This is a genomic window from Micromonospora sp. DT228 (assembly GCF_049841595.1).
In the GTDB taxonomy this organism is placed as follows: Bacteria; Actinomycetota; Actinomycetes; order Mycobacteriales; family Micromonosporaceae; genus Micromonospora.
Genome location: NZ_JBNCKO010000016.1, coordinates 59,944 through 75,080, shown reverse-complemented (window position 1 = coordinate 75,080; position 15,137 = coordinate 59,944). Strand labels below are relative to the sequence as shown.

The window sequence follows — 15,137 nt, the reverse complement described above, 5'->3', positions numbered from 1 at the left end:
CCTCAGCGTGGTCCGGCCGCGTCCAGGGCGGCGGTGATGTCGGCCACCAGGTCGGGGGTGTCCTCCACACCGCAGGACAGCCGGACGAAGCCGGGCGCGGTGTCGTCACCCCACTGCGCCCGCCGGTCCGCGGTGGTGTGCAGCCCACCGAAGGAGGTCGCCGCCGCCACCAGCCGGGCGGCCTCGACGAATCGGCCCACCCGGTCGGCGGTGCCCAGGTCGAAGGAGAGCACCCCGGGCATCCGGCGCATCTGCGCCGAGGCCACCGGGTACGCCGGGTCGTCCGGCCGCCCCGGCCAGCGCAGCCCGGTCACGTCCGGCCGGCCGGCGAGCAGGTCGCTGACGGCGGCGGCGTTCGCGCTCTGCCGGGCCAGGCGCAGGTCGAGGGTGGCCAGCGACCGGTGCGCCAGCCAGGCATCGAACGCGCCCGGGACCGAGCCGGTGCCGGTACGCCAGGTCGTCACCGCCTCGATCAGCTCGGCCGACCGGCTGACCAGGTAGCCCAGCAGCAGGTCGGAGTGGCCGGTGAGCGCCTTGGTGCCGGAGGCGACCACCAGGTCGGCGCCGAGGTCCAGCGGGCGCTGACCGAGCGGGGTGGCGGTGGTGTTGTCCACCGCGAGCAGCGCACCGGCGGCGTGGGCCCGCTCGGCGAGGGCCGCCACGTCGACCACGTCCAGACCCGGATTGGCCGGGGTCTCCACAAGCACCAGCCGGACGCCCTCGAAGGACGGGTACGGCCCCACGGTCGGCACGAAGAGCACCCGCACGCCGATTGTCTCCAGCACGGCGGTGGCGAACGCCCGGACCGGGAAGTAGCCGTCGGCGGGCAGCACCACGGTGTCGCCCGGGCGCAGCAGGGTGAGCAGCGTCCCGGTGATGGCCGCCTGACCGCTGGCGAAGACCCGACAGTCACCGCCTTCCAACTCGCCCACGGCCGCTTCCAGCAGCCGTCGGGTCGGGTTGTCCGGGCGGCCGTAGCCGTTCGGCGACGTGCCCTGGCCCTGCCACGGGTCGAGGTGGTACGGCGCGGCGAAGACCGGACCGGGCAGGAACGGATCCCCCGGCGCCGGTTCGGGCAGGCCGGCGCGTACGCAGCGGGTGCCGTCACCCAGTTCGCTCATCGGTTCCTCACTCGTACGACTCGGGTTTGGCGGTCCGGCTCATCAGGGTCTGCACGGCGAGGCGCGGGTCCATCCCCTCGTGGCAGATCCGCTCGACGTGCTCGGTGATCGGCATCTCCACACCGTGTGCCCGGGCCAGGTCTCGGATCGCCAGGCAGCTCTTCACACCCTCGGCGGTCTGCCGGGTGGCGGCCTGGGCCTGCTCCAGCGTCTCGCCCCGGCCGAGATGCTCGCCGAAGGTGCGGTTGCGGGCGAGCGGGGACGAGCAGGAGGCGACCAGGTCACCCATGCCGGCGAGGCCGGCGAAGGTGATCGGGTCCGCGCCGAGTGCCACGCCCAACCGGGCCGTCTCGGCCAGCCCCCGGGTCATCAGCATGGCCCGGGTGTTGTCGCCGAAGCCCATCGCGGTGGCGATGCCGTACGAGAGGGCGATCACGTTCTTGACCGCCCCGCCCAGCTCACAGCCGATCACGTCGTCGTTGGTGTACGGGCGCAGGTAGGGCGTCCGGATCGACGACTGCACGAGCACGGTGCGGTGGCTGTTCGTCCCGGCGACGACTGTCGCGGCGGGCTGCTCGGCGGCGATCTCCGGAGCCAGGTTCGGGCCGGAGACCACCACCACCCGGTCCGCGGCGACCCCGGCGGTCTCCACGATGACCTCGCTCATCCGCTTGGTGGTGCCGAGTTCGATGCCCTTCATCAGCGACACGAGTGTCGAGTCGGGGTGCAGGTGCCCGGCCCATTCGGCGAGGTTGCCGCGCAGGGTCTGCGACGGCACGGCCAGCACCACCACCTCGGCGCCGGTGATCGCCTCGGCCGCGTCACCGGTGGCGGTGACCCGGGCCGGCAGCAGCACACCGGGTAGGTACTCCGGGTTGCGGCGCTCGGTCCGGATGCTCTCCGCGACCGGCGCACGACGGGCCCACACCGTCACGTCCCGCCCCGCGTCCGCGAGGATCTTGGCGAACGCGGTGCCCCAGGAACCGGCACCGAGCACCGCGACGTGGCCGGTCACGCGCCCGCTCCGGAGCGCGTCGGAGTGGTCGGAACGGCCCCGGCGCAGGAGTTGACGCCTCGCCCGTTCACGCCGCCTCACCCTGCTGCTCGCGCCCGGCGGAGGACCGGACCGGCCGCTCCCACAGCGGCGGCGGGGTGCCGCCGCGGACCTCGCCGAGCATGTCCCGCAGCCGCAACATGATGGTGTCCGTCATCTCCTCGAGGGTGGCCCGGGTCGGCTGGGCGTCCGCCCACCGGCTCAGGTCGATCGGTGCCCCGGCGACAACTGTCACCGGGATCCGGGGGCGCGGGTTGACACGGCTGGTCCGGGGGTCGAAGAGCCGCTCCGGTCCCCACATCACCACCGGTACGACGGGAGCGCCGGTGGCCAGGGCCAGCCGAGCGGCACCGGTCTTGGCCTTCATCGGCCACAGCTCCGGCTGCCGGGTGGTGGTGCCCTCCGGGTAGATCACCACGGCGCCACCGTGGTCGATCGCGGCGACCAGGGAGTCCAGGGAGCGGACCGCGTCGACGCTGCCCCGGTCGACCGGGATCTGCCGGCACCGGTGCAGGATCCAGCCGATCACCGGCACCCGGAACACGCTGGCCTTGCCCAGGTACTGCGGCCAGCGCCCGGAATCGTAGATGAAGTGCGCGGAGACCAGCGGGTCGGCGTGTGAGATGTGGTTCGCCACGATGATGATGCCGCCGTCGCGGCGAAGGTGCTCCTGGCCACGCCAGGTCCGCCGGGTCCACACGGTCATCACCGGCTTCACCAGCCCCACGGCGAACCGTTGCCAGAACCCCAGCCTCCGCCGTGCCACTCTGCCTCCTCGTCGCGCCCAACCCCGCCGCGAAACCCCGCCCGCGACACCCGCAGCGGAAATCATGCCTGCTCGCCCCCGGTACGGCCAGCGAGGGTCCCGCTGTCCTGCTGGCAGGATTGCGGGCGTGAGTCAGCCGAGGTGGGCCGTGGTGGTGCCGGTGAAGCATCTGGCCGCGGCCAAGAGTCGGCTGCGGGGCGCTCTGCCGGGCGTACCGCACGAGGAGCTGGCGCTGGCCCTGGCGGCCGACACGTTCCGCGCGGTGCTGGCCTGCCCGGCGGTCGCCGAGGCCCTGGTGGTGACCGACGACGCCCGGGTGGCGGGGGCGGCGCGGGCCGCCGGTGCGCGGGTGCTGCCCGACGAGCCGGCCGCCGGACTGAACGCCGCGTTCCGGCACGGCGCGACCGCGACGACCGCCGGGTGGGTGGCCGGGCTCACAGCGGACCTGCCGGCGCTGCGCCCGGCCGAGCTGACCAACGCGCTGCTCGCGGCGCAGAACGGACGACCCGCGGTACGCCGTTTCGTGCCCGACGCGCCGGGCAGCGGCACCGTGCTGCTCACCGCGCCGCCGGGTGTGCCGCTGGATCCTCGCTTCGGGGTGGGCTCGGCGGTCGCGCACGCGGCGAGTGGAGCGCTGCCGCTCAGCGGCGACTGGCCCAGCCTGCGCCGGGACGTGGACACCGCCGCGGACCTGACCGCCGCCGCCCGGCTCGGGCTGGGGTCGCGCACCGCCGCGCTTGTCACCGCCGGCCGCCCGGCCCGCTCGGCGGGCTGACCGCCGGGTGTACGGTGCCAGCATGCAGGGCACGGTGGCCAGCTACGACGCGGCGACGCGCAGCGGTGTCCTGCTGCTCGACGACGGCACCGAGATGCGCTTCCCCGCCCGGGCCTTCGACGCCTCTGGGCTGCGACTGCTCCGGCTCGGCCAGCGGGTTCGCATCGACACCGATCCCGACGGAGAGGTCGTCCGAGTGACATTGCCGACGATGATCTGAGCCGGCGAGCCCAAGTTCATTTTGCGTTAACCGTAATCGGGTGATTATGAGCGGGTGAGCACCCCTCGCGAGCACCCGGACCGCCCGACCACCACCGACCTCCGCAACGGCTCCCGTACGCGTGGCACCGACGGCCGCTTCCGCCCGTCCCGCGCCGAGCGGGCCGGCGCCGCCCGCGCCGACACCCTCGCCGACGATCCCGGCGCCGCCTCCTCCGGGCTGGACGAGGTCCTCGACCCCCCGGCGACCGTCGAGGCGGACGGTCCGGCCGCCGGCGCCGTCCACCCGGTCCTGCCGAGCGACCTACCGACAGGCGGCGAGGAGGAGGACGACGAGCCGCCGGCGGCCCCGCCGCTGCCGGAGGACCGTTTCCTCAACCGGGAGCTCTCCTGGCTCGACTTCAACGCCCGGGTGCTCACCCTGGCCGAGGACCAGCGCACCCCGCTACTGGAACGGGCCAAGTTCCTGGCGATCTTCGCCAGCAACCTGGACGAGTTCTACATGGTGCGCATCGCCGGGCTGAAGCGGCGGCTCTCCGCCGGCCTGCCGGTGCGCGGCGGGGATCGGCTGCCGCTGCGTACCCAGTTGGAGATGATCGCCGAGCGGACCGCCGAGCTTGGCGCCCGGCACGCCGCCTGCTTCGTCGGCGACGTGCTGCCCAAACTGGCCGACGAGGGCATCCGCATCCTGCGCTGGGGTGAGCTGGGCGACCCCGAGCGGGAGCGGCTGCGCACCTACTTCCGGGAGCACATCTTCCCGGTGCTGACCCCGCTCGCGGTGGACCCGGCGCACCCGTTCCCGTACATCTCCGGGCGGTCGCTGAACCTGGCGGTGGCGGTTCGCGACCCCGATGGCGGTTCGGAGCTGTTCGCCCGGGTGAAGGTGCCCAACAACGTCCCCCGCTTCGTGCGGGTGGACCGGGACCAGCCGGGCGTACGGATGCTGCCGGTGGAGGACCTGATCTCGGTGCACCTGGGCCAGCTGTTCAGCGGCATGCAGGTGGTCGAGTGCCACCTGTTCCGGGTCACCCGCAACGCCGAGGTGGAGGTCGACGAGGACCGCGACGAGGATCTGCTCCAGGCGCTGGAACGGGAGCTGGCCCGGCGCCGGTTCGGCCCGCCGGTCCGCCTGGAGGCCGCCGCGTCCATCTCCGATCACATGTTGGAGCTGCTCGTCCGCGAGCTGGACATGAACGAGCAGGACGTGCTGCGGGTGCCCGGCCTGCTGGACCTGTCCGCGTTGTGGCAGGTCTACGGCGAGGCCGACCGGCCGGACCTCAAGGACCCGCCGTTCGTGCCGGCCACCCACCCCCGGCTCGCCGAGGGCGAGGTGCCGCGCAGCGTCTTCTCCACCCTGCGCGACGGGGACATCCTGGTGCACCACCCGTACCACTCGTTCGCCACGAGCGTGCAGCGCTTCATCGAGCAGGCCGCCGCCGACCCGAACGTGCTGGCCATCAAGCAGACCCTCTACCGCACCAGCGGCGACTCCCCGATCGTCGACGCGCTTGTCGACGCGGCCGCCGCCGGCAAGCAGGTGGTGGTGCTCGTGGAGGTGAAGGCCCGCTTCGACGAGGTGGCGAACATCGGTTGGGCGCGCACGCTGGAACGGGCCGGCTGCCACGTGGTGTACGGCCTGGTCGGCCTCAAGACGCACTGCAAGACCGCGCTCGTGGTCCGTCAGGAGGGCAACCAGATCCGCCGCTACTGCCACATCGGCACCGGCAACTACCACCCGAAGACCGCCCGGATGTACGAGGACTTCGGCATGCTGACCGCCGACCCGGAGATCGGCGCGGACCTGACCGACCTGTTCAACGTGCTCACCGGGTACAGCCGACAGACCGCGTACCGGCGGTTGCTCGTCGCCCCGCAGGGCATTCGCAGCGGGCTCATCGAGCGGATCGAGCGGGAGATCTCGCACGTTCGGCTGGGCATGCCCGGCCTGGTCCAGTTCAAGGTCAACTCGCTGGTCGACGAGGGGGTGACCGACGCGCTGTACCGGGCCTCCCAGGCCGGTGTGCACGTCGACCTGCTCATCCGGGGCATGTGCACGCTTCGGCCGGGGGTGCCGGGGCTGTCGGAGAACATTCGCGTCCGCTCGATCCTCGGTCGGTTCCTGGAGCACTCCCGGGTCTTCCGGTTCGGCAACAACGGCGAGGCCGAGTTCTGGATGGGCTCCGCCGACCTGATGCACCGCAACCTCGACCGTCGGGTGGAGGCGCTGGTGCGGGTGAGCGACCCGATCGCCCGCGCCGAGCTGGACCAGGTGCTGGCCGCCGCGATGAGCCCCGACGTGGACGCGTTCGAGCTGGCCGGCGACGGCACCTGGACCAGGCGTACCGGCGAAGACGCAAAAGCGCGGGCTCACCTGCAGGAACTACTGCTGCGCCGGGTCGGTGGCACGGCCAGTTGACCGATCAGCGCCTAGGCTGAACTGATGGTCGAGGAGGAGCAGAAGTACGAGGTGGACGACGCCTACGTGCTGCCGGACCTGGCCGCCACGGCCCCGGCCGGCGGTCGGGTCCGCGCCCTGCCACCGGTGACACTCGTGGCCCGCTACCTCGACACGGTCGACCTACGGCTGGCCCGGGCCGGCGCCTCGCTGCGTCACCGCCGGGGCGACGAGCTGCCCTGGACGGTGAAGCTGCCGACCGGGACGCCGGGCGTCCGGCACGAGATTTCCCGCCCTGGTCGGAAGGGCCAGCCGCCGCCGGACCTTGTCGAGTTGGCCACCGTCCTGCACCGGGGCGCCCCGCTGGCCCCGGTGACAGTGGTGCGGACCGTCCGACACGCGTACGAGGTGTGCGACAAGGCCGGCGCGGTGCTCGCCGAGGTGGTGGACGACCGGGTGACAGTGCTCGACGACGCCGGCGCCACCACTGACACGTTCCGCGAGCTGGAGGTGGAGCGCAAGGCCGGCGACCGGGCGCTGCTCGACCGGATCGGGGCGGTGCTGCGCGAGGCGGGCGCCCAGGGCGGCACGTTCACCCCGAAGCACGTACGGGCGTTGGGCGCGTCGGCGCAGGCCGACCCGGACCTGGTCGCGCCGGCCGGGCTGACCGGGGAGCCGAGCGCCGGCGACGTGGTGACCGAGGCGATCCGCAAGGAGATCCGCCGGCTGTTGGCGCACGACCCGCTGGTCCGGCTGCGCGCCTCGGCGGGCGGTGGCGACTCCGCCGTGCACCAGATGCGGGTGGGCTGCCGACGTCTGCGCAGTGATCTGCGTACCTTCAAGCCGTTGATCCGCAAGACCTGGTCCCGGCCGCTGCGCGACGAGCTGCGCTGGCTGGCCGGTGTCCTCGGCGCGGCCCGCGACGCCGAGGTGCTGCGCGGGCGGTTGCGCGACACCGCGAGCGCCGATCCGCTCAGCCCGCTCGACCAGGGCGCGGTGGACCGGCTGGACGAGGTGCTCGCCCAACGGCAGCGGCAGGCGCTCGTCGCCATCGACGAGGCGTTGCGCTCCCCGCGTTACCTGGCCCTGGTGGACGCCCTGGTGCTGGCCGCCCGCGCGCCCCGGCTGACCCGTGCGGCGGCTGCCCCCGCGGCGGAGGCGTTGCCCACGCTCGTGGCCCGGCCCTGGCGGCGGCTGTCCGGGCCGGACGGTGTCGACGGGCTCGACGCCCAGTCGCCGGACGAGCGCTGGCACGCCGTCCGCAAGGAGGGCAAACAGGCCCGGTACGCGGTGAACGCGGTGGCGTCGACCGTCGGCAAGGGCGCGCGCCGGCTGTCCCGCGCCCTCGCCGGTGTGCAGGACGTGCTCGGCGAGCACCAGGATGCGGCGGTGGCGGCGGACACCTGGCTGGAGATCGCCGCCGAGCGGCCGGACGACCACGAGCTGGCGGTCACCGCCGGGCGGCTGGCCGAGCGGGAGCGCCTGTCGGTACGCCGGATGCGGGACCTCTTCCCGGCCGCCTGGCACCGGGCCACCCGACGGCGGCGGACCAGTTGGCTGCCGTGACCGGTATCCGGGCGGCGGGCGGGGTGGCCTGGCGGCCGACCGCCGACGGCGTACGTGTCTGTGTGGTGCACCGCCCCCGCTACGGCGACTGGACGCTGCCCAAGGGCAAGCTGGAGCGGGGTGAGCACCCGATGGCCGCCGCGGTGCGCGAAGTCGCCGAGGAGGCCGACGTCCGGGGCGTGCCGCAGGTCCGGCTGCCGTCGGTGCGGTACCGCAGCGAGGGGCAGGACAAGCTTGTCGACTACTGGTCGATGCTCGCGGCGGCCCAGGGCGGTTTCCAACCGAACACCGAGGTGGACGACATCCGCTGGCTCGCGGTGGACGACGCGATCCAGTTGGTCAGCTACCCGCACGACGCCGAGGTGCTGGCGGCGTTCGCCGCGCTGCCGGCGGTCACCGCGACTGTCGCGCTGGTCCGGCACGCGCACGCCGGTAAGCGGGCCACCTGGTCCGGCCCGGATGTCGGCCGGCCCCTGGACGCCGAGGGATGGGCCCAGGCTGCCGCGCTGGCCGACCTGGTCGCCCTGATCCGACCGGCCCGGCTGGTGTCGGCGTCACCGCGACGCTGCGTGCAGACACTGGACCCGGCCGCCGCGCTGCTCGACCTGCCGATCGAGATCTGCGGCGACCTGGACGAGCCACAGCCCGGCCAACAGGCCGACGAGCAGATCCTCGCCACCGCCGCCACGGTGCTGGAGTTGGCCACCGCCGGTGGGCAGGTGGCGGTGTGCAGCCAGGGCAAGGTGCTGCCCGGTGCCCTGCAACGGTTGACCGGCCGCACCGACGAGGACTTCTCCACCCCCAAGGGCGGCGGGTGGCTGCTCGCCTTCGGCGGCGATCGGCTGCTCGCCGCCGACCGCCTGTAGCGCGGGCGGGGTCAGCGGGGTGGCAGGGTCAGGGTCACCGCCACCGGCAGGTGGTCGCTGGCCGTGCCGCGCGGCGCGACCGGATCGGTGGCGGTGAGGCCGGGCGAGACGAAGATGTGGTCGATCTGCTGGCGCGGATCGTCGGCGGGGCTCGTCGCCAGTGGTCGGGCGGTGGCCAACGCGTCGACCAGACCGGCCGCGGTGAACTGTCCGAACGCCTCGTCGCCGGGCTCGGTGTTCAGGTCACCCGCCACCACGAGCGGCCGGCCGGCCGCGTACCCGGTGGCGAAGTCGGCGACCGCACGGGCCTGGACCACCGGACCCCGCCCGGGTGGAGGTTGCAGGTGGGTGCTCACCACGGCGGTGCGGACGCCGTCGCCGAGATCCAGCGTGACGGCGAGCGCCTGCGCGCCGGTGGGCGCCCCGACGGCCGGCAGGGCAAGGGTCCGCGGATCGGTGACCGGCCAACGGCTGAGCACCGCGTCGCCCCACACCGGGTCCGCGGCCGGCCCGAAGACGTACTGCATGTCGAGCCGATCGGCCAGCAGGTCCAGGGTGTCGTGCCCACCGTTGAGCAGCCAGGCCCGGTCCACCTCGCTGAGCAGCACCACGTCCGGTCGTTGCCTGTCGACGGCCTCGGTGAGCCCGGTCAGGTCGAACCGACCGTCCAGCCCGAAACCCATCCGGATGTTGTACGCCACCACGGTCAGCCGCTCCGGTGGACCCTCCCGGTTGCTGGCCACCTGCACCTCGTCGGCGAGCACCGGCGCCAGCAGGGCCAGCGCGGCGACCGCCCCCACGGCCCGGAGCGGCGCAAACGGCCCGGGGGTGGGGTTCGCCACGGGACGGGCCGTGAACGCCACCACAGCGACCAGCAGGGCCACCAGCACGGGCACCGGAGCGTTGGGGTAGCCGAGGTCGTAGGCGGAGTAGTACCCGACGGCACCGAGCGCGAAGACGAGCATGCCGGCGGCGGCCGCGTACCCCCGCCGGGCCGCCCCCCGCGCAACGACCGCCTCGTCGACCGTCTCACCGCCGGCGGCGACCGCCTCGTCCCCGACAGCGACCGCCTCGTTCCCGACAGCGTCCGCCTCGTTCCCGACAGCGTCCGCCGGACCGGCAGTGGTGCCGCTCCTCGGGCTGGTGGCGTCGTCGGTGCGGGCGAGGCAGGTGCCGAGACCGAGGGCGGCGAGCAGGACGGCGGGGAGGAGCAGGTCACCCTGGCCGAGGGCGAACAGCACGGCGCCGGCCACCACCGCCACCGGCCCGTACGCACGGCCCCACCGCTCGGGCGGTCGGGTCAACGCGGTGTACAGGAACGCCGCGACCGCCACCGGCGCCGGCGCCATGCCGAGCAGCGGCGAGCGCGCCACGCCGCCACCGACCTGCAGGTACGACATTCCGGTCTGGGCCAGCGCCGGGGAGAGCGCCACCATGCCGGCCAGCAGCAGCGCCGGCCCCGCCAGCAGCCAGGCCCGAACCCCACCATCGCCCGCCCGGCTGCCGGAACCCGCCGCTCCCGCCGCGCTGCCAGAGCCCGCCGTACCGGCCGCGCTGCCAGAGCCCGCCGTACCGGCCGCGCTGCCAGAGCGCGCCGTACCGAACAGGAACAGGGCCACCGTCACGGAGCTGAGCAGCCAGGCCACCCAGTCGCCCCGCCAGACCAGGTCGACGGTGTCCAGCGCCGCGTGCAGGGCCGCGTTGACCGCGAATCCCAACGCCAGCCCCGGGACCGGTCGGTCGGTGTCGGCGGCGACGCCGACCAACCAGACGAGCCCGGCGAGCAGCCCGGCGGTGGCCAGCCAGAGCTGCGTACGCCCTCCGGGCGCGACGGTGAGCGCGAGCCGGGCGACGGCGAGTAGGACGGCGGCGGCGACAGTGACCGGGCGGGCGCCGACCCGGCGAACCACAGCGGGTGCGCCCAGGGCGAGCACGAACCAGCCGAGGGCGAACGCGCCCATCAGCTCGGCCGGGGTGGACGCCGCCTGACCGAAGATGGTGATGATGCCGGGCAGCCAGACGCGCAGCACGTCGATGAGCAGGAGTACGCCCAGCGCGAGCGTCCCGGTGGTGACCTGGCGGTAGCGCACCGGCGCCCCATTTCGGTGTCGGCGGACCGGCGGAGGGGGGCCGGCACGGCGATTCTGCGCGAGCGCGCCGACCGGGTCAACGGTCCCCGTACGCCGAAAGGGCGTCCACCAACGGGTGGACGCCCTTTCGGTGTTGGTCGGTCAGCGCTTGCTGGCCGCCTTCTTGGCCGGAGCCTTCTTCGCCGGCGCCTTCTTGGCCGCCGTGCTCTTGCTCGCCGCCGCGGTGGTCTTCTTCGCCGCGGTCGACTTGGTCGCCGCGGTGGTCTTCTTCGCCGCGGTGGTCTTCTTGCTGGCGGCCGTCTTGGTCGCCGTGGTGGTCTTGCTCGCCTTGGCCGGGGCGGTCTTCTTGCTGGCGACCGTCTTGGTCGCCGTGGTGGTCTTGCTCGCCTTGGCCGGGGCGGTCTTCTTACTGGCCGTCTTGGCCGCGGTTGCCTTGGTGCCCGCGGCCTTGGCGCCTGTCGCCTTGGTGCCCGCCGCCTTGGTGCCGGCCGTCTTGGCCGTGGCGGTGGTGGTGGCGGCCTTCTTCGTCGCCACCGTGGCCTTCGGCACCTTGCCGCTGGCCACCATCTCCTTGAACCCGGCGCCGGGGCGGAAGGTCGGGACGGATGTCTTCTTGACCTTCACCGCCTCGCCGGTACGCGGGTTGCGCGCTGTTCGCGCACCACGCACACGCTTTTCGAACGCTCCGAATCCGGTGATCGCCACCTTCTCGCCCTTGGTGACCGCCGCCTGGACCTCGGTGAGGACCGCCTCGAGGGCGTTCGTCGCCGTCTTCCGGTCCCCCAGGCGAACAGCGAGCGCCTCGATGAGCTCGGCCTTGTTCACGACTTCCTCCCGATTGTGCAACTGACTCGTCGCGAGCCATTCTGCGCGCACGTTATGCCCTGCGCTGCCGGGACACAAACATTCGGTAGAAAAAAGCCCTTGTGTCGTAACGGATTCACCCCCACCGGTGGGACCGATGGGGGTGAAATCCGCTGTGCGGCCGAGCGTACGGCTATGCCACGGAGGGCAGGAACGGCAGTCGGCGGGCCTCGTAGGAGTCGATGTCGGCGACGTTGCGGAGGGTGAGTCCAATGTCGTCGAGGCCCTCCAGCAGCCGCCAACGACTGAAGTCGTCAAGCGGGAACGACCAGTTGGCGTCCCCGGCCCGGAGCTGGCGGGCGGTCAGGTCGACGGTCACCGGGGTGGTCGGATCCGCCTCGACGAGATCCCACAACTCTTCGACGGCTTTCAATTCCAGCTCGACCGGCAACAGACCTTCCTTGAGGGCGTTGCCGCGGAAGATGTCGCCGAAGCGGGGCGCCACCACCGCACGGAAGCCCCAGTCCCGCAGAGCCCAGACCGCGTGCTCCCGGGAGGAGCCGGTGCCGAACTCCGGACCGGCGATCAGGATCGACGCGCCGGAATAGCTTTCATCGTTGAGGACGAATGTCGGCTCTTCCCGCCACGCGCTGAACAACCCGTCGGCGAAGCCGGTCCGGGTCACCCGCTTGAGGTACACGGCGGGGATGATCTGATCGGTGTCCACGTTGGACCGCCGCAGCGGCACGGCCGTGCCGGTGTGGGTGGTGAACTTGTCCATCTCCTCGGTCCCTTCTACAGGTCGGCGGGGGCGGCCAGCCGGCCGACCACGGCGGTGGCGGCGGCGACCGGCGGGGAGACCAGGTGGGTACGCCCACCCCGGCCCTGACGGCCCTCGAAGTTGCGGTTCGAGGTGGAGGCCGAGCGCTCACCCGGCTTCAGCGTGTCGGGGTTCATCCCCAGGCACATGGAGCAGCCGGCGAACCGCCACTCGGCCCCGGCGTCCGCGAAGACCTTGTCCAGCCCCTCGGCCTCGGCGGCCTCCCGGACGGCGGCGGAACCGGGCACCACGAGCATCCGGACCCCGTCGGCGACCCGGTGGCCGCGCAGCACGTCGGCGGCGGCCCGCAGGTCCTCCAGCCGGCCGTTGGTGCAGGAACCCACGAAGACCACGTCGATGGGCAGCTCCCGCAGCGGTGTGCCGGGGCGCAGGTCCATGTATTCCAGGGCGCGGCGGGCGGCGGTGCGCTCCGAGTCGGTGACGAAGTCCTCCGGGTCCGGCACCGGAGCGCTCAGCGGCGCCCCCTGCCCCGGGTTGGTGCCCCAGGTGACGAACGGGGTGATCCGGCTGGCGTCCAGGGTCACCTCGGCGTCGTAGCGCGCGCCCTCGTCGGTGGGCAGCGTCCGCCACCACTCCAGCGCCGCGTCCCAGTCCGCGCCCTGCGGCGCGTTCGGTCGACCCTTGAGGTACGCGAAGGTGGTCTCGTCCGGCGCGATCATGCCGGCCTTGGCGCCCCACTCGATGGACATGTTGGCGATGGTCATCCGCCCCTCCATGGAGAGGGCCTCGATCGCGTCGCCGCGGTACTCGACGATGTGCCCGCGCCCCCCGCCGGTGCCGACCTGGGTGATCAGCGCGAGCACCAGGTCCTTGGCGGTGACGCCCGGGGCCAGCCGCCCGGTGACGTTCACGGCCATCGTCTTCGGCCGGCTCTGCGGCAGCGTCTGGGTGGCCAGCACGTGCTCCACCTCGCTGGTGCCGATGCCGAAGGCGAGCGCCCCGAACGCGCCGTGGGTGGCGGTGTGCGAGTCGCCGCAGACGATCGTCATGCCCGGCTGGGTGACACCGAGCTGCGGGCCGATCACGTGCACGATGCCCTGGTTCTCGTCGCCGAGCGGGTGCAGCCGCACCCCGAACTCGGCGCAGTTACGCCGCAGCGTCTCGATCTGCGTACGCGACGTCGGGTCCTCGATGGTGAGCAGGTCACCACGGCGCAGGCGGAACGCCGGGTCGGCGTACCCGGTCGGGGTGTTGTGGTCCTCGGTCGCGAGGGTCAGGTCGGTACGACGCACCCGGCGGCCGGCGAGCCGCAGCCCGTCGAACGCCTGCGGGCTGGTCACCTCGTGCAGCAGGTGCAGGTCGATGAAGAGCAGATCCGGCTCACCAGCGGCGGACCGTACGACGTGCGCGTCCCAGACCTTCTCGGCCAGGGTCCTCGGCTCAGGAGTGACTCCCACCATCTGGACATCCTAAATTCTGGGAGGTAAGTTTCGGCTTGTGGGACACAGTATGAGCGGTGTCGGCGTTCTCGACAAGGCGGTGGTCATCCTGGCCGCCTGCGTCGACGGCGCCAGCCTGGCCGAACTCGTTGATCGCACCAAGCTGCCCCGGGCCACCGCACATCGGCTGGCCCAGGCCCTGGAGATACACCGGATGCTGGTGCGGGACACCCAGGGCAGATGGCGCCCCGGGCCCCGCCTCGGCGAGCTGGCCAACGCCGCGCCGGACGTTCTGCTGACCGCCGCCGAGCCGTTGCTGGCCGCGCTGCGCGACGCCACCGGCGAGAGCGCCCAGCTCTACCTGCGCCGCGCCGACGAGCGGATCTGCGTGGCCGCCGCGGAACGCGCCAGCGGCCTGCGGGACACCGTTCCGGTCGGCTCGGTGCTGCCGATGACCGCCGGCTCCGCGGCGCAGATCCTGCTCGCCTGGGAGCCGCCGGAGGCGGTGATGCCGCTGCTGCCCCGCAGCAAGTTCACCGGCCGCACCCTGGCCGAGGTACGCCGCCGTGGTTGGGCGCAGAGCGTCGCCGAGCGGGAGGCCGGTGTGGCGAGCGTCTCCGCCCCGATCCGCGACCGCACCGGCAGAGTGATCGCCTCGGTGAGCATCTCCGGCCCCATCGAGCGCCTGGGCCGCCGCCCCGGCGAACGCCACGCCATGGCCGTAGTAAGAGCCGGCCAACGCCTCTCCGGCCTCTAACCAGTCCCCCACCCCCCCACCCCCCGGCCCCACCCCACCCTTTCCCGCGTTGATCATGGGGTTAGCGTGACGCGCGACGGCGTGTCGCGCCCGCAAACCTCATGATCACCGGGGCCAGGGGGCGGGGGCGGGGGCGGGGCGGGGGCAGGGGGAGGTGGGTACGGCGAAGGCTCATCTCGCTTGGCGAGATGAGCCTTTGGTTGTAGCCCCGACCGGATTCGAACCGGCGCTACCGCCTTGAGAGGGCGGCGTCCTGGGCCGCTAGACGACGGGGCCAGAACTTTCCTGTTCACCGCCCTCGCGAGCGGTGCGGCTGTAGTCTAGCGGCACCGTACCCGGGCACAAGCGCGGGGTGCGGGGTCGCACGCGGGGCCTCGCGGCGGACACGAAACAGCCCGCCTCACCTGGTGAGACGGGCTGTGCACGATGTAGCCCCGACCGGATTCGAACCGGCGCTACCGCCTTGAGAGGGCGGCGTCCTGGGCCGCTAGACGACGGGGCCAG

13 protein-coding genes and 2 tRNA genes are annotated in these 15,137 nt (G+C 73.2%); 6 read left to right on the top strand and 9 right to left on the bottom strand.

The annotated features are described in order from the left end of the window. Positions 1 to 2 precede the first annotated feature (2 nt). The 3 genes from ACLQ29_RS26940 to ACLQ29_RS26930 all read right to left on the bottom strand — a co-directional run bounded on the left by ACLQ29_RS26940 (position 3) and on the right by ACLQ29_RS26930 (position 2,941). Positions 3 to 1,121 carry a cystathionine gamma-lyase gene (locus ACLQ29_RS26940; protein ID WP_425774241.1) on the bottom strand — a complete coding sequence of 373 codons (1,119 nt, stop codon included), beginning with the start codon at positions 1,119 to 1,121 and terminating at the stop codon, positions 3 to 5. 7 nt (positions 1,122 to 1,128) lie between these two features. Then, positions 1,129 to 2,136 carry an NAD(P)H-dependent glycerol-3-phosphate dehydrogenase gene (locus ACLQ29_RS26935; protein WP_425774240.1) on the bottom strand — a complete coding sequence of 336 codons (1,008 nt, stop codon included), beginning with the start codon at positions 2,134 to 2,136 and terminating at the stop codon, positions 1,129 to 1,131. Positions 2,137 to 2,203: 67 nt separating this feature from the next. After that, positions 2,204 to 2,941: a lysophospholipid acyltransferase family protein gene (locus ACLQ29_RS26930; protein WP_425774239.1), complete on the bottom strand. Its 738-nt coding sequence runs from the start codon at positions 2,939 to 2,941 to the stop codon at positions 2,204 to 2,206. 127 nt (positions 2,942 to 3,068) lie between these two features. Between ACLQ29_RS26930 and cofC the strand changes: the two genes are divergently transcribed. From cofC to ACLQ29_RS26905, 5 genes are read left to right on the top strand one after another with little or no spacing between them, the layout of a single operon-like run. Further along, complete coding sequence (gene cofC / locus ACLQ29_RS26925) at positions 3,069 to 3,716, top strand: 2-phospho-L-lactate guanylyltransferase (protein WP_425774238.1); 648 nt, start codon at positions 3,069 to 3,071, stop codon at positions 3,714 to 3,716. A 22-nt stretch (positions 3,717 to 3,738) separates the two neighbouring features. Continuing rightward, entirely contained in the window at positions 3,739 to 3,936 is a 198-nt protein-coding gene (locus ACLQ29_RS26920) for a cold-shock protein (RefSeq protein WP_030335323.1), read from the top strand. 54 nt (positions 3,937 to 3,990) lie between these two features. Continuing rightward, complete coding sequence (locus ACLQ29_RS26915; protein WP_425774237.1) at positions 3,991 to 6,351, top strand: RNA degradosome polyphosphate kinase; 2,361 nt, start codon at positions 3,991 to 3,993, stop codon at positions 6,349 to 6,351. 24 nt (positions 6,352 to 6,375) lie between these two features. After that, a complete protein-coding gene (locus tag ACLQ29_RS26910) occupies positions 6,376 to 7,896 on the top strand; it encodes a CHAD domain-containing protein (RefSeq protein WP_425774236.1) in 1,521 nt (506 codons plus the stop codon). Then, the gene (locus tag ACLQ29_RS26905) at positions 7,884 to 8,762 is read left to right on the top strand and encodes an NUDIX domain-containing protein (RefSeq protein WP_425774235.1); all 879 of its coding nucleotides are present in this window, start codon (positions 7,884 to 7,886) and stop codon (positions 8,760 to 8,762) included. The genes ACLQ29_RS26910 and ACLQ29_RS26905 overlap by 13 nt, the downstream gene beginning before the upstream one ends. Before the next feature lie 11 nt (positions 8,763 to 8,773). Here the strand turns inward: ACLQ29_RS26905 and ACLQ29_RS26900 are convergent, their stop codons facing one another. From ACLQ29_RS26900 to leuC, 4 genes are all read right to left on the bottom strand, one after another. Beyond that, positions 8,774 to 10,852 carry an endonuclease/exonuclease/phosphatase family protein gene (locus ACLQ29_RS26900; protein WP_425774234.1) on the bottom strand — a complete coding sequence of 693 codons (2,079 nt, stop codon included), beginning with the start codon at positions 10,850 to 10,852 and terminating at the stop codon, positions 8,774 to 8,776. 141 nt (positions 10,853 to 10,993) lie between these two features. Beyond that, the gene (locus ACLQ29_RS26895; protein WP_425774233.1) at positions 10,994 to 11,677 is read right to left on the bottom strand and encodes an HU family DNA-binding protein; all 684 of its coding nucleotides are present in this window, start codon (positions 11,675 to 11,677) and stop codon (positions 10,994 to 10,996) included. A gap of 172 nt (positions 11,678 to 11,849) precedes the next feature. Beyond that, a complete protein-coding gene (gene leuD, locus ACLQ29_RS26890; protein ID WP_425774232.1) occupies positions 11,850 to 12,437 on the bottom strand; it encodes a 3-isopropylmalate dehydratase small subunit in 588 nt (195 codons plus the stop codon). 14 nt (positions 12,438 to 12,451) lie between these two features. Continuing rightward, positions 12,452 to 13,897, bottom strand: coding sequence for a 3-isopropylmalate dehydratase large subunit (leuC, locus tag ACLQ29_RS26885; RefSeq protein ID WP_425774231.1), 1,446 nt, complete (start codon positions 13,895 to 13,897; stop codon positions 12,452 to 12,454). A gap of 49 nt (positions 13,898 to 13,946) precedes the next feature. Here leuC and ACLQ29_RS26880 point away from each other — a divergent pair, with 49 nt between their 5' ends. Continuing rightward, a complete protein-coding gene (locus ACLQ29_RS26880) occupies positions 13,947 to 14,633 on the top strand; it encodes an IclR family transcriptional regulator (protein ID WP_110562481.1) in 687 nt (228 codons plus the stop codon). Between the two features lie 203 nt (positions 14,634 to 14,836). On the opposite strand, the gene ACLQ29_RS26875 is transcribed toward ACLQ29_RS26880, so the two are convergent. Then, positions 14,837 to 14,909: transfer RNA gene (locus ACLQ29_RS26875), tRNA-Glu, on the bottom strand. 153 nt (positions 14,910 to 15,062) lie between these two features. Beyond that, positions 15,063 to 15,135 (bottom strand) — tRNA-Glu (locus ACLQ29_RS26870). Between the last annotated feature and the right edge of the window lie 2 nt (positions 15,136 to 15,137).